The following is a 13,416-nucleotide window of genomic DNA, read 5'->3' as shown; positions in this document are numbered from 1 at the left end:
AATGTTACAAAACAATTCTTTTAGGCATTTATTTTGGAGTTCAGTAGATAATTTCCTACAACAAATATTGAATTTTGTAGTAGGGATTATTTTGGCTCGTATCCTCGTGCCTGAAGATTTTGGTCTTATTGGTATTGCTACCTTCTTCATTACTGTAACAAATGTTTTGGTAGAAGGTGGTTTTGGAGCAGCACTTATCAATAAAAAGAACACTACACAAACCGATTATAGCACTATCTTCTTTATAAATATATGTTTTTCAGTATTTTTATACCTACTCCTCTATGTCTCATCAGCAGGGATAGCCTCTTTTTTCAGTAATCCATCAATTGAGCCTCTATTACAGTTATTAGGGCTTAACATTGTATTAGTTTCTTTTGAGCTCATACATCGCACTATACTTATAAAAGAATTAGCTTTCAGAAAGATTGCTGTTGTTTCGCTCATTTCTGTAACTATCAGTGCCGTTTGCGCTATCGTAATGGCAAAAAGAGGCTGGGGTGTGTACAGTTTGGTGTATAGAGTGCTTATTGGAGAAGCTATTACAGTCGTACTTTTTTGGATTTTAAATAAATGGCGCCCCAGTTGGTTGTTCTCTTGGCAATCGTTTAAACAGTTGTTTTTGTATGGAGGGAATCTACTGTTTTCAAACCTGCTAAATATCCTCCAAACTAATATTTACTACGTGTTTATTGGTAAGTTTTTTAGTGCAAGTGCTTTGGGTTATTACACTCGTGCAGTAACCTTTCGCGATTTGTTTTCTTCCAATATTTCTACGATTGTAAAAAAAGTAAGTTTCTCAACTCTTTCTAAGGAAGAAAATCTCAAAGCTAAAAGTGATAAGTTCTTCTTTTTTGAAAAGGTTACTTTCTTATTGGTGAGTTTTGTGAGTTGTGTGCTATTTTTTGCTTCAAAGGAGATAATAATTATTATATTATCAGAAAAATGGATAGAAAGTATCCCGATATTACAAATCCTTTCCCTTTCAGGAGTCTTTATAGTGCTTTATAACTTAAATATCGATTATTTTGCGGTATTAGGTGACACTAACCAATATTTACGGATAGAACTCATCGGGAAACTGCTCATTATTCCCGTTCTTTTAATTGCCTACTGCGGAAGTTTTCAGTGGGTGCTCTACGGAATTGTAATCCACAGTGTGATAATGTTCCTTTGGGTGAGTTATTCTCTTGATAAAGTGCTCAAAGGAATTTTAAAGCATCAGTTATGGAATGTGCTGAAAGTAGCCATTATATTTGTAGGGCTATTATTGATAGCCTATTTTACCCGAGCTATTGAATTTCATAATTTATACCTCTCTTTTGTGTTAAAATGTTTAGTGATAGGGTCGCTTTTCGCTGTGTTTTATGCAAAAGAAGTGAAACATATTATGTATAAAAATAAAGAACTATGATTACACCATTAGGAATTTCAGAAGCGTATTTTAAGCTATTGTATAACGTTGGTTATGCACTAATGGCTATTATAGCCCTTGTTTGGGCATACCAAATAGATAGAGGTAATGAAGATAAATTACCTTCTTTTATTTCAAAACACGCTTTACCTTTCTTTGTGCTTTATTTTATCGCGATTGTAGGGTTTAGAGACGTAAGTGTAGGTACAGATACGGTAAATTATCACTACTGGATGGCAGGCGATGTACCCCAAGAGGCGAAAATGGAGGTAATGTTCAGCTGGTTGATGGCAGGATTAAGTAGTATAGGAGCCCCTTTTTCAGTATTTTTACTAATAATTGCAGGACTTTTCTACGGAGTCATAGCCTATGCTTTCAAAAACTTAAGTAACAAATACCAAGCAAATGCTTTTTTTGTCTTTTTCTCCTTTGTGTCGTTGTTTTTTGCAGAGAGTTTAGCTATTAATATTATTAGGCAAGGACTTTCTTTAGCTTTTTTAATATTTGCTTATAGCTTATGGGAAAGAAAGCAATACACAGCTTATTTATTTTTATTATTAGCCTTTGTTACCCACACCACTGTAATAATTCCTATTGTTGTATTTCTGCTATTGCAATTAATAGCTAAAAGAATTCCATTGTACTATTTTTTAGCCTTATACGTATTGGGGATTGTTTTAGCCTATCTAAATGTAGGGCTGTTAAATATTGTTTCGGTTATAGAAGTTCTTTTGCGGAAAGACTCAGGGCGATTTAGTACTTATTTTCTAAATGATGATGGCTTATATCAAGTGGGCTTCAAACCACAGTTTGTAGCTTTTACCACACTTTTTCTGGGGATAGGGCTCTATATACGTAAGCAATCGTTTATGGTAGCGAGCGCTTGGAGCACTTCTTACGACCAGCTTTTAAAATACTTTATAAGTGTAAGTTTTCTGTTTTTTATGGCATTCCAGATTCCGTATTCCGACCGTTGGGGACTTTTTGCTTGGATAGCAATTCCGTTTATTGTACTGCCTTGTTTTTCCAAAGGCTTTAAACCTAAGACCGCCGTGATTGTTTTTTTTATTTTGCTATACGCCTTTTTCACTTTGTACAACACTTTAAAACACGCATAGATGGTAACCATTGGACTCCCTTTTTACAATGCCGAAAAGTATTTAGCTTTAGCCATTGAATCGGTATTACAACAGACCTATACCGATTGGGAATTATTGCTATTGGACGACGGAAGTACTGACAATTCTTTATCTATTGCTCAAAGCTATGCTCAGAAAGACAGTCGTATAAAAGTAATAAGCGATGGAAAGAATAAGAACTTGGCAACGCGACTCAACGAACTTCCTTCTCTTGCGCAAGGACTTTATCTTGCCCGAATGGATGCCGACGATATAATGCTCCCAGCTCGCATTGAAAGACAATTAGCAGTATTGAAAGCTCACCCCGAGATAGATGTACTCGGTACTAATGCCTATATCATAAACGATGAGAATGCCGTAACAAGCACGCGATACCCTCTCACTCCCAAAAATACTTTAACACGTGTAAAAAGCTTTATACACCCTACCATCATAGCTAAAAAACAGTGGTTTTTAGAAAATCCTTATGATACCAAAGCGCTTCGTATGGAAGATGCTGAACTGTGGTACCGCACCCACTCAAAATACCATTTTGTGCGTTTAAATGAGCCTTTGATGTTTTATAGAGAAGTAGGCAATAACTATTACAAGAAGTATTTTTTAGCTCAGCAAAGTAAAGCCTATATTTTTAATAAATATCCTAATGAAGGCTATTGGAAACAGTATTTTAGATCAAACTTTCTCAAAGGTATTGTATATAGAATAGCTCATATTTTTGGTATGGAGCAATGGCTTGTAAATAGGCGCAATATAAAAATCACCCCTGTAAAACCTTATACAGCTTATCAAGATGAAAATAAAACTATTTAGAACTGCCACTGTACCCTCGTCTTTAAACTCACTGCTAAAAGGGCAACTAAAGTTCTTGAACGAGACTTTTGAGGTAACTGCTATTTCGGGTGAAGGAGAAGACTTGGAAGAGGTAAAGAGGCGAGAAGGGGTAAATACCTTTGCTATTGCAATGTCGCGCCCTATTGCTCCCTTGAAAGATTTGAGCTCTCTGCTGAAACTTTACCGCTTGTTTAAGAGAGAAAAACCTACTATAGTACATTCTATTACTCCAAAGGCAGGCTTATTGAGTATGCTGGCTGCAAAAATGGCAGGAGTACCTATCAGGATACATACTTTCACCGGACTCATTTTTCCTACTCGCAAAGGTGTAATGCAACGGCTACTCATAGCGATGGATAAGCTACTATGTTGGTCGGCTACCGATATATATCCCGAAGGTGAAGGGGTAAAAAGAGATTTACAGCGATTTCATATTACAGCAAAACCCTTAAAAGTATTGGCTAATGGCAATATCAACGGGATAGATACCGATTATTTTTCTAAAACACATTTTTCGGCTGCTGATAAAGCTACTTTACGAGCATCCTTAGGCATAGGAGCAGATGATTTTGTATACGTATTTGTGGGAAGATTAGTAGGCGATAAGGGCATTAATGAATTGGTTACCGCTTTTCAAGCACTGAAACAGCAAACAACATCTCCTATAAAACTGCTATTGGTAGGCAGACAAGAAGCTCATTTAGACCCCCTGCAAACTAAAACATTAAGCGCCATAGATACAGACCCTAATATTATATCCGTAGGAGAGCAAAAAGACGTACGCCCTTATTTGGCAATTGCCAACTGTTTTGTATTTCCAAGTTATCGCGAAGGTTTCCCCAATGTAGTATTAGAGGCAGGAGCTATGGAATTGCCTTGTATTGTAACCGATATCAACGGTAGTAACGAAATTATTATAGAAAACAAAAACGGACTTATCGTTCCTCCTAAAAATGTAGAAGCTTTTCAAAAAGCAATGACGTTATTATTAGATGATAAGCCATTGTATCATAAGTTAAAGAGTAATAGCAGATCTTTGATAGAACAACGATATCACAGGGAAATGGTATGGCAAGCCTTGGTAGAAATGTATAATAAGTTATTAAGTGTTGCTTCTTTTAAAAAATAATCGTACATTTGTAGCCTGATTAACCATTTAGAGTTCTGAACGAATGAAGAAACTTCTTTCTTTTGCCACTTTGTGGGTGGCTTTATCACTACACGCTCAACAACAACCTGTGGATTATATCAATCCACTGATTGGTACTTCTAACTTTGGCGCTACCCACCCTGGCGCAATTGCTCCCCGCGGTATGCTTAGCATTTCGCCCTTTAATGTGGCTTTTGACACTACGGGAGTGAAAGCTCCGCTTGAAAAAGATAGTCGATGGCTTTCAAATCCTTATGTAAATGAAAATAAATTCTTCACGGGGCTTACTCACGTGAACCTCAGCGGGGTGGGCTGTCCTGAATTAGGGGTGATTATCGCAATGCCTACTACTGGTAAATTGGAAATCAATCACTTAAAATACGGCTCTACTTACCAAAAAGAAGTCGCCAAAGCGGGTTATTACAGCAATTTCCTCACTAAATACAATATCAAAACTGAAGCTACCGCCACCACTCGCGCAGGTATTACTCGCTATCACTTCCCTAAAGGAGAAGCTAACTTGCTCATCAATCTCGGACTTGGACTCACCAATGAGAAAGGCGCAATGCTGAAATTCGTATCGCCTACCGAGGTGGAAGGAATGCGTATGGTAGGGACTTTCTGCTATAACAGTCCGGAGCTAGCTTATCCGGTGTATTTCGTAGCTAAAGTGAACAAAGTAGCCCCTTCTTATGGCGTTTGGCATACGCCTGAAAAACACCAAGGGGTAGAAGCTCAATGGATGTGGTACAACGGTGACACCCGCCTCAAAGAACAATTCGCCCGCGAGGTAGTAGGCGATAGTATAGGGGCGTATTTCCGCTATAAATTTGATAAAGATGAAGTAGTAGAACTCAAGGTAGGCATTTCGTATGTGAGCATTGCCAACGCCCGTGAAAACCTCGAAAAAGAAATAGGCAACCGCACTTTCGACGAGGTGTATGCCACCACACGCCAAACGTGGAACGATGCCCTCCGCGCTACCGTAGAAGGCGGTACCGACGACCAAAAAACAATATTCTACACGGCTCTGTATCACGCGCTTATTCACCCGAATCTCCTCAACGATGTGAATGGCGATTACCCTGAGAGCAAGACTAACAAAATAGGCAAAAATCACCAGCGTTATACGGTGTTCTCGCTTTGGGATACCTATCGCAATTACCACCAATTGCTCACCCTGCTCTACCCCGAACAGCAACTGCAAATGGTGCGCACGATGCTGGACATATATAAAGAAAGCGGTTGGCTGCCCAAATGGGAACTCAATTCTACCGAAACCTTTACGATGGTAGGCGACCCTGCCAGCATAGTATTAGCGGATACTTACCTGCGCGGTCTCACCGATTTTGATATACAAACGGCTTACGAGGCGATGCTCAAAGGGGCGAATACGCTTGAAAATAACCCTATACGCCCAGGGGTGAAAGAGTATTGGAAATTGGGTTACCTGAGTGTAGACGGAGGGGTAAGAGGACCTGTATCTACTACCCAAGAGTACAATGCTGCCGACTTCGCTATTGCGCAAATTGCTAAAAAATTAGGCAAAAAAGCCGATTACGAGAAGTTTAACAAACAAGCCTATTCGTATAGAAAATTATTTGACAAAGAAACCCATTTATTGCGTCCGCGTCACGCCAATGGCAAGTGGTATACACCTTTCAACCCCGAAAGTGGGGCTAACTTTGAAGAAAACGTGGGCTATATCGAGGGCAATGCGTGGCAGTATGTCTATATGGTAACTCACGATGTAAAAGGAATGATCAAGCTAATGGGCGGTGAAAAGCCTTTTGAAAAGCAACTCGACCATATTTTCGACAGCAAGCAGTACGATATGGCAAACGAACCCGATATTGCTTATCCGTATCTCTACAACTTCCTTAAAGGCAAAGAGTGGAAAACACAACAGAAGATAGACCAACTCATCAATGAGTATTTTCAAAACAAACCTGCGGGACTCCCTGGCAATGAAGATACAGGGGTAATGTCGGCTTGGCTCATTTATGGAATGGCAGGCTTCTACCCTATCACTCCTGCTGAACCTAACTATACTTTCACCTCGCCTAAATTTACCAAAATCACCCTCAAACGCAATCCACAATACTATCCTGCTGGTGATTTGGTAATAGAAAGTAATGCTTCACCCGAAAATATTTACATTAAGAACATTTACATCGACGACAAGCCTTACAAATCCTATTTTATCAGTCACGAGGCGTTGAAAAACGCAAAGAAAATACGATTTGAGTTAGGTAAGAGATAAGAGGTAAGAAAAGCGTCACTACACTTTGGCAAAGTTTCACACTTTGCCAAAGTTGAAAACAAATCAGTAAAAAAAACCAATGCTGGCGCGAGCTTGTAGCTCGTGCCAATAAATTAGTAAATTGACAAATCAATAAAATGAGTATAATTACAGATTTTACTAACAGACGAATGTATTTTTGGCGTGGATACTACTTCGGGAAAGAGGGTATTTGGTGTCAGGATTTTGATAAAGAAGAAGCATTTTGTGTGTTAAAAGACTCTTTGTACAAGGATTATATGGTTAGAGCAGTAGCTGATAACGGGAAAACGATAGCTGTTTCTCGTAACATTGGTACTAATGAACCATTACTTATGGTTGATGTTGATAAAAAAACTATAAAAAATACCATTTCTAATCATACTTTTATCTATCCTTGTCTTGATAGAGAAGGCAGCAAAGTATTTTCAGTAACTAAAAGCGATATTTATAAGAATATTTATGGAAACCCTTTTTGTGTAGATGCCGAAACGGGTAAAGTAATAGCTACTCTCGACGAAAAAACACAATGGGGTAACACTGCTTATCATCCTGAGAGCAATTCGGTGTATTTTAGTGCTTTCAAACAGCCTAATCTGTACAAATTCAACTTTGATACACTTGCGTTCTCAGCCGTATCTACTGATAAAAAAATACGTATATTTGATTGTAAAGTAGCTTGCGACAACAAAGGTTACTACTATTTAGGCAGTAATATCTTAGTGTATATGAACAATGAGGACGAGGAAGTTTGGCGTATCAATTTTAAAGAAAAAGAAAAACTTAGTGGTAAAACACTTTTTTCAATATGTCTTTCTGATAATCCTGATTACATAGCGGTCTATTTGTTAGATGGCAATTGGTTGTTCATTGTCAATCGCAATGATTTTTCATACAAAATACCTATTTTTGACTTAAAAAAAGAATATCTAAAAAAAGATGAGAAATAAATATTGTATTTTAATACTTCTAACAGTATTATCACTGAGTTGGAAACAAAAAAATAATATGAAATCAAATGAAAGAATTGTTTATGCTTTAGATGTTACCATACCTGGTCGTTATGAAGCTTACATTAATGATATTTTAGTAGAAACAAACAATGAAATGTCTATGCATAATACTATAATAAACATTAATCAAGCTGTTCTAAAGAGTGGTACTTATCAGTTTAGGATAAAACTATTTTCTTCTAATGAAGAACTGAGAAAAGGAGGTATACAGCCTGATACCTTTCAGTTCTTAAAAGTAGGATTAGTTAAATATCAGAAGATTGCTGTGGGAGAAGGAGCAGAAGAGGGAACATATCAGTATCTATACTCTTATCCTATTCCAAATTTGGAGAAACCTGTTCCATATTATGAAATAAAAGGAAAGTTTACAATCGATTTACCTTATGAACTGAATGGTTGGAGTAATGGGCAAGATCTTAGAAAATGGGACAAAGATACACTAAAGAAAAAAGTTATCGCCTATTATAAAAAGCTATGGGAAATTCTTAATAAAGGAGATGTTGATCAATGGCAAAAATTAGTAAAAAAATCTCAAGAAGAAACAGCTTTTTTCAATTATTCTGATAAAGAATACCTCAATAAGTACATCAAAGAAGAAAAAGAAGAAATTATCAAAGACAAGGGTATGATGGCTGCTTTAGAAGATTATGAGATGAAAATATATGCTGATGGTAGATTAGTGTGCTTAGAACGGAGTAATCACACTAAACAGGTTAATGGTATCGATTGGGATATAAAAGGAGAGAGTCCTCTTATACAATATGGAAAAGAAGGAGGTGCCGCTACATTCCCCGTTAAGCTATATTTACCACAAGGTAGTGATGAATTTGTAATAATAAGAAGATATTGATTTGTAATAATTAAGATAAATGAAAGGCACTTACTACAAAACCCCCATAGACTTCAAGGCGTTGATAGAGAAGCGCGACCTTGCCAAGACCTCCTTAGAGACCTCTATTGACCAGCAACTCTTCCTACTGGCTACCACAGCTTGGGGAGAGTGTAAGTTTGATGAAGGCTTCGGCACGGGCTTTTGGGAAGCAGACTTTGATATGCTTAAAAGTGATGCCAACCTAAAACTCTTGGTAAAAGAGAGCTTGAAAGAAGCTATACAGCGACACGAAAAACGCTTATTTGTAGAAGAGGTTGAAGTAGAGGTAACCAATCAAAACCTGAGTACCTTAGAAAAGACCCGTACAAAGAAGAAAGTAATAATCTATATCAAAGGATTTATAAGAGAGACTAACAACCCTTATGAGTATAGAACACACTTGTTTATAGCACCTTTGTCTTATTAATAAACACATCTAAAAATGAATTAAAGATGAATCAAGATAGAATAAGAGACCGCATATTAAGACGTGCTTCACGTATGTGGGGCTATAAGGAGAGGTGACGGTTAGCATACACGAAAAACTTTGGGGAGAGACTTAAACAAATTTTAACCTTTAACAAATTAGCAAATATGAAAATATTCAAATTAACCTTACTGTTGTGTGGCTTTACGGCTTTGGCACAATCTAAATACTTTATTTTTGAAGAAAAGGGTAAGTTAGGATTGGTAGATTTGCAGGGAAAAACAGTGTTAGCCCCTACTTTTAATTCTATAGAAGAAAAACAACCATACTTCATTGCTTGTAGTAAAACAAAAGGCTGTTCAGTATATAACGGAAATTTACAACTCGTTCTTAAAGGGGGTTATAACTCTATAGAACTTGGCTGTGAAGGTCAGTTTATTGTTAAAAAGGATGGAAAGTATGGGGTGGTTTCTGAAAAAGGTGCCGTAATCTTGCCCTTAAAATACAGCAACATAAACTCTAACAAAAATGGCTATACCGTAAAACTTAATGAAAAAGCAGGTCTTTTTAACTCTGAAGGAAAAGAAATTATCCCTATAAGCTATCACTGGGTTTACACGGATAAGATAGATGACAATATTCCTATTGTAGCAGAATTGAACGAGAGCAAAGCAGGATATATCAATACTAAAAATGAATGGGTGATACCTCCTACTTATCAATATGCATTTGATTTTCAACAAGGTTTAGCTAGAGTAAAAAAAGGTAGAAATTATATGTATATCAACCTTAAAGGAGAACCTGTTATTCAAGATTTTGATAATTATGTGATTCAAAATTATGTGATTGAACCTTCTGACAACACTTACATAGTAGGTGTGCGTAAGGAATGTAAGTATATGGTCTATGATTTGAATGGTAATTTATTAGACACCTATGATGGTTTTATAAACAATTGGAGTGGTAATGCTATTTTTGGGGTTAAAAAAGGTAGTAAATGGGGCTATATAGATGGCTATGGCAAGGTAATAGTCCCCTTTGAATATGAAGAAGTTAATAATTTTAGCGAAGGTTTGGCTTCGGTACGCAAAGATGGTAAATGGGGGTATATCAATCCAAAAAATGAGATAGTGATTCCGTTTGAGTTTACTAATAAGGAGGTAGGCTCCTTTAAAAATGGGGGGGCTGAATACTATACTGATAGAGGTGCAGGTCTTATCAATCTGAAAGGAGAAATAATAGCTGAACCTAAATATGATAGTATAGAATACGTAAATGGAAATATTGCTATAGTATCTTTTAATGGTTATAACTATCTATATGATTTTGTAAAAGAAAAGAAACTCAAACGCCTTAGAAAGGTGAAAATACATAAAGGCTTTATAGCTGTTGAACCAAGATGTGACTAATTGACAAATGGCAAGAAAACTTCATTTAATTCTTTCCCTGATAGCAGGGGTATTCATATTGCTGGGAGCTCTTACAGGGGGCATCTTGGCAGGTGAATCGGTGTATAATCAGACGTTGCCTTACAAAAGTGCAGCGTTTGAAAGCACTACCCTTGCCCAAACCATTGCCGTTTTGAAGGAAAAGAATATAGATGCTCTCAAACTCTCTATCGACCGCAATCACTTTGTGCAGGTGGAGACGACTGAGGGTAAAAAACTCTTTATCCATCCCCAATCGGGGGAGGTAATCCAAGGGGATTATAAACCCTCGAAGTTTATACAGTTCGTCAAAACGCTACATCGCTCGCTCTATATGGGCAAAACGGGACGGGTGATAATGGGGATTACGGCTTTGTGTTTGTGTGTAGTAGCCTTGTCGGGTATATGGCTCATCGCTCGCAAACAGCAACGCTGGGGCAGGTTCTTCCACAAACTTCCTCAAGAAAAATTCTACAATCATTACCACAGTGCTCTGGGGCGCTGGGCGCTCGTGCCTATCTTTATCATTGCCCTCACGGGGGTGTATATGATGCTCGAAACAGTAGGAGTGTTTCCTAAGTTCAAAGCCCAACACAATTACGATGTTAGCACACTACAAGAAACACCCGCAAAACCTGCTAAAGACTTCTCCGCCTTCCAAGTGCCTCTCGCCGAAGTGCGTCAAGTAGAATTCCCTGCTTTTGAAGATGTAGAAGAGGTTTATAAAGTAGATTTCATCGATAAAAATATAGTAGTCAATCAGTTTACGGGCGAGGTGATTAGTACCTCAACCTCTCCTTATAAAGGCTTGGCGTATTTGGTGCGCACCCTGCACATCGGCAAAGGGCATTACCTCTGGGCGACCGTGTTGTTGCTCTCGTGTGTGGCGTTGTTGTTCTTCCTCTACTCTGGTTTTGCGATGACCCTCAGAAAACGAAAAAAAGGCATCAACAATCCGTTTGATAAAAGCGAATGTGAATACATCGTGTTAGTAGGCACCGAAGGAGGCTCCACCCGCAAATTTGCTATCCTTTTCCATAACGAACTCCTCCGTTTGGGCAAGCGTTCCTACCTCACCAATATGAATGCCTACACTCGTTTTGCTAAAGCAGAGCAACTCATTGTATTTACTTGCACTTATGGCGATGGCGAGGCGCCTATCAATGCGACTCACTTTGCGCAACTATGGGCGAAATATCCCCCCGCACAACCTTTGGCGTATAGCGTACTCGGCTTTGGCTCTGACTCTTACCCCGATTTCTGCAAATATGCCAAAGAAGTAGACCAACTTTTGTCGGCTACTGCACAAGCTGAATGTGCGCTGCCTTTGCATACCGTAAACGACCAAGACTTTGGTCAGTTTAAAGCGTGGGCAACGGCTTGGGCTATGGTGCAAAAGCTCTCTTTGGCTTTGCCCGATGATTTCAGCGTACAACCTCAGCGCAAACCGCTCACTTTCACCGTAACAGAGAAAACCCCCGTAATGGACGACGATATTTTCCTAATAGCACTACGCCCTTCCGAAAAAAGTAGTTTTGTATCTGGCGACCTCTTGGGCATTACCCCAGAAGACGGGCGCGAACGACTCTATTCTATTGCCAAATACCAAGGAGATGTGTGGTTGAGCGTAAAGCTACACTCACAAGGGGTGGTGTCTAACCTGCTGAACAATTTACAAATAGGCGATACATTGCAAGCTGCCTTGGTAGCCAACAAACACTTCCATTTTCCTAAAAAAGCACCTCAAGTGGTGTGTATTGCCAATGGTTCGGGGATGGCACCCTTTATAGGAATGATAGCCGAAAACACTCAAAAGAAACCTATCACCCTGATATGGGGTTGTCGCCGTGAAGCCTCTTTGGAAATCTACCGCCCTTATATAGAACAGTTTACTCGAGAAGGAAAGATAGCCAACTATTGGCAAGCTCTCTCACGTGAAGGGGATAAATTCTACGTGCAAGACATCTTGCAAAGAGAAGCCTCTTTCTTTGCAGAACTCCTTAAAAACAAAGGGATTATAATGATATGCGGGTCAGTAGCGATGGAGAAAGCAGTAACCGAAGTTTTGGAGACAATTTGTAGAGAACATTTAGAAAAACCGCTGAGCTACTACCAAAATAAAGGGCAAATCAAAACAGACTGCTATTAGCAGGTGTCAGGAAACAGGAGATAGATAATAAATAGAATATGACAACACATTTTTTATACATAGAACCTAATACTTCAATAGAGGAAGTAAAGTTGCTTTTTGAGGCGCATTTGCTTTCAGCTTTGCCCGTGTGCGAAGGCAATACTTTTATAGGGGTACTCCGCAAAGAAGCAGTAGATGAGGAAGATAAAGAAGCTACAGTAGCCGATTATCAATATGCATTAGAACGCTTTTTTGTACCGCTAACCGCAACGTGGGATACTGTAATAGAGGCTTTCGCTTCCTATCACACCGATATGCTCCCCGTAATAAATGAGACTCAGCAATTTATAGGTTATTACTACTTGGGAGACTTTATACAACAACTCACTAAAACGCCTTTTATACAAGAAGCTGGCTATGTGCTCATCTTGCAGAAAGATACTCTTAACTATTCACTTGCTGAAGTTAGCAGCATCGTAGAGGAAAATGGAGGAAAACTCTTAGGGCTTTATCTCTCTAATCGCACGGAAAACAACGTGCTTATCACCCTAAAAATCACCACCAACCGACTCTCGGAAATACTACAACACTTCCGCCGTTATGGTTATGGTATCCTCACCGAAAAAGAAGATGACCACTACCGGAAAGAACTGAAAGACATCGCTGATTACTTTGAAAAATACTTAGACTTAGGTAACAGATAAGAGATAAGAGATAAAAATAATCTTTAAC

The 13,416-nt window shown here is 38.5% G+C and carries 11 protein-coding genes; all 11 read left to right on the top strand.

Annotated features, from left to right (window positions below):
- Position 1: 1 nt before the first annotated feature.
- Positions 2 to 1,414 (top strand): lipopolysaccharide biosynthesis protein, encoded by a 1,413-nt coding sequence (locus tag I7X29_RS12030; RefSeq protein ID WP_198475005.1) that lies wholly within the window; start codon positions 2 to 4, stop codon positions 1,412 to 1,414.
- Positions 1,411 to 2,532, top strand: coding sequence for an EpsG family protein (locus I7X29_RS12025; RefSeq protein ID WP_198475003.1), 1,122 nt, complete (start codon positions 1,411 to 1,413; stop codon positions 2,530 to 2,532). Before I7X29_RS12030 ends, I7X29_RS12025 begins: the two co-directional genes overlap by 4 nt.
- Positions 2,533 to 3,363: a glycosyltransferase family 2 protein gene (locus tag I7X29_RS12020; protein ID WP_198475001.1), complete on the top strand. Its 831-nt coding sequence runs from the start codon at positions 2,533 to 2,535 to the stop codon at positions 3,361 to 3,363.
- Positions 3,344 to 4,513, top strand: a complete 1,170-nt coding sequence (locus I7X29_RS12015) for a glycosyltransferase family 4 protein (RefSeq protein WP_198474999.1) — start codon at positions 3,344 to 3,346, stop codon at positions 4,511 to 4,513. The genes I7X29_RS12020 and I7X29_RS12015 overlap by 20 nt, the downstream gene beginning before the upstream one ends.
- Before the next feature lie 43 nt (positions 4,514 to 4,556).
- Positions 4,557 to 6,797 (top strand): GH92 family glycosyl hydrolase, encoded by a 2,241-nt coding sequence (locus tag I7X29_RS12010; protein WP_198474997.1) that lies wholly within the window; start codon positions 4,557 to 4,559, stop codon positions 6,795 to 6,797.
- 137 nt (positions 6,798 to 6,934) lie between these two features.
- Positions 6,935 to 7,765, top strand: coding sequence for a hypothetical protein (locus I7X29_RS12005; protein WP_225883739.1), 831 nt, complete (start codon positions 6,935 to 6,937; stop codon positions 7,763 to 7,765).
- Positions 7,755 to 8,678 (top strand): hypothetical protein, encoded by a 924-nt coding sequence (locus I7X29_RS12000; RefSeq protein WP_198474995.1) that lies wholly within the window; start codon positions 7,755 to 7,757, stop codon positions 8,676 to 8,678. The genes I7X29_RS12005 and I7X29_RS12000 overlap by 11 nt, the downstream gene beginning before the upstream one ends.
- Positions 8,679 to 8,697: 19 nt before the next feature.
- Positions 8,698 to 9,126 (top strand): GPW/gp25 family protein, encoded by a 429-nt coding sequence (locus I7X29_RS11995; protein ID WP_198474993.1) that lies wholly within the window; start codon positions 8,698 to 8,700, stop codon positions 9,124 to 9,126.
- Positions 9,127 to 9,293: 167 nt separating this feature from the next.
- Positions 9,294 to 10,535: a WG repeat-containing protein gene (locus I7X29_RS11990; RefSeq protein ID WP_198474991.1), complete on the top strand. Its 1,242-nt coding sequence runs from the start codon at positions 9,294 to 9,296 to the stop codon at positions 10,533 to 10,535.
- Between the two features lie 7 nt (positions 10,536 to 10,542).
- The gene (locus I7X29_RS11985; RefSeq protein ID WP_198474989.1) at positions 10,543 to 12,702 is read left to right on the top strand and encodes a PepSY domain-containing protein; all 2,160 of its coding nucleotides are present in this window, start codon (positions 10,543 to 10,545) and stop codon (positions 12,700 to 12,702) included.
- 38 nt (positions 12,703 to 12,740) lie between these two features.
- Positions 12,741 to 13,388: a CBS domain-containing protein gene (locus I7X29_RS11980; RefSeq protein WP_198474987.1), complete on the top strand. Its 648-nt coding sequence runs from the start codon at positions 12,741 to 12,743 to the stop codon at positions 13,386 to 13,388.
- The last annotated feature ends 28 nt before the right edge of the window (positions 13,389 to 13,416 follow it).

It is taken from the genome of Capnocytophaga periodontitidis (assembly GCF_016126015.1).
GTDB classification, from domain to species: Bacteria; Bacteroidota; Bacteroidia; order Flavobacteriales; family Flavobacteriaceae; genus Capnocytophaga; species Capnocytophaga periodontitidis.
This window is presented reverse-complemented; position numbering and strand designations above follow the sequence as displayed.

Excerpts from the sequence above, each read along its gene's own strand:
- I7X29_RS12030 (WP_198475005.1), top strand. The coding sequence starts at position 2 with ATGTTACAAAACAATTCTTTTAGGCATTTATTTTGGAGTTCAGTAGAT.
- I7X29_RS12025 (WP_198475003.1), top strand. The coding sequence starts at position 1,411 with ATGATTACACCATTAGGAATTTCAGAAGCGTATTTTAAGCTATTGTAT.
- I7X29_RS12020 (WP_198475001.1), top strand. The coding sequence starts at position 2,533 with ATGGTAACCATTGGACTCCCTTTTTACAATGCCGAAAAGTATTTAGCT.
- I7X29_RS12015 (WP_198474999.1), top strand. The coding sequence starts at position 3,344 with ATGAAAATAAAACTATTTAGAACTGCCACTGTACCCTCGTCTTTAAAC.
- I7X29_RS12010 (WP_198474997.1), top strand. The coding sequence starts at position 4,557 with ATGAAGAAACTTCTTTCTTTTGCCACTTTGTGGGTGGCTTTATCACTA.
- I7X29_RS12005 (WP_225883739.1), top strand. The coding sequence starts at position 6,935 with ATGAGTATAATTACAGATTTTACTAACAGACGAATGTATTTTTGGCGT.
- I7X29_RS12000 (WP_198474995.1), top strand. The coding sequence starts at position 7,755 with ATGAGAAATAAATATTGTATTTTAATACTTCTAACAGTATTATCACTG.
- I7X29_RS11995 (WP_198474993.1), top strand. The coding sequence starts at position 8,698 with ATGAAAGGCACTTACTACAAAACCCCCATAGACTTCAAGGCGTTGATA.
- I7X29_RS11990 (WP_198474991.1), top strand. The coding sequence starts at position 9,294 with ATGAAAATATTCAAATTAACCTTACTGTTGTGTGGCTTTACGGCTTTG.
- I7X29_RS11985 (WP_198474989.1), top strand. The coding sequence starts at position 10,543 with ATGGCAAGAAAACTTCATTTAATTCTTTCCCTGATAGCAGGGGTATTC.
- I7X29_RS11980 (WP_198474987.1), top strand. The coding sequence starts at position 12,741 with ATGACAACACATTTTTTATACATAGAACCTAATACTTCAATAGAGGAA.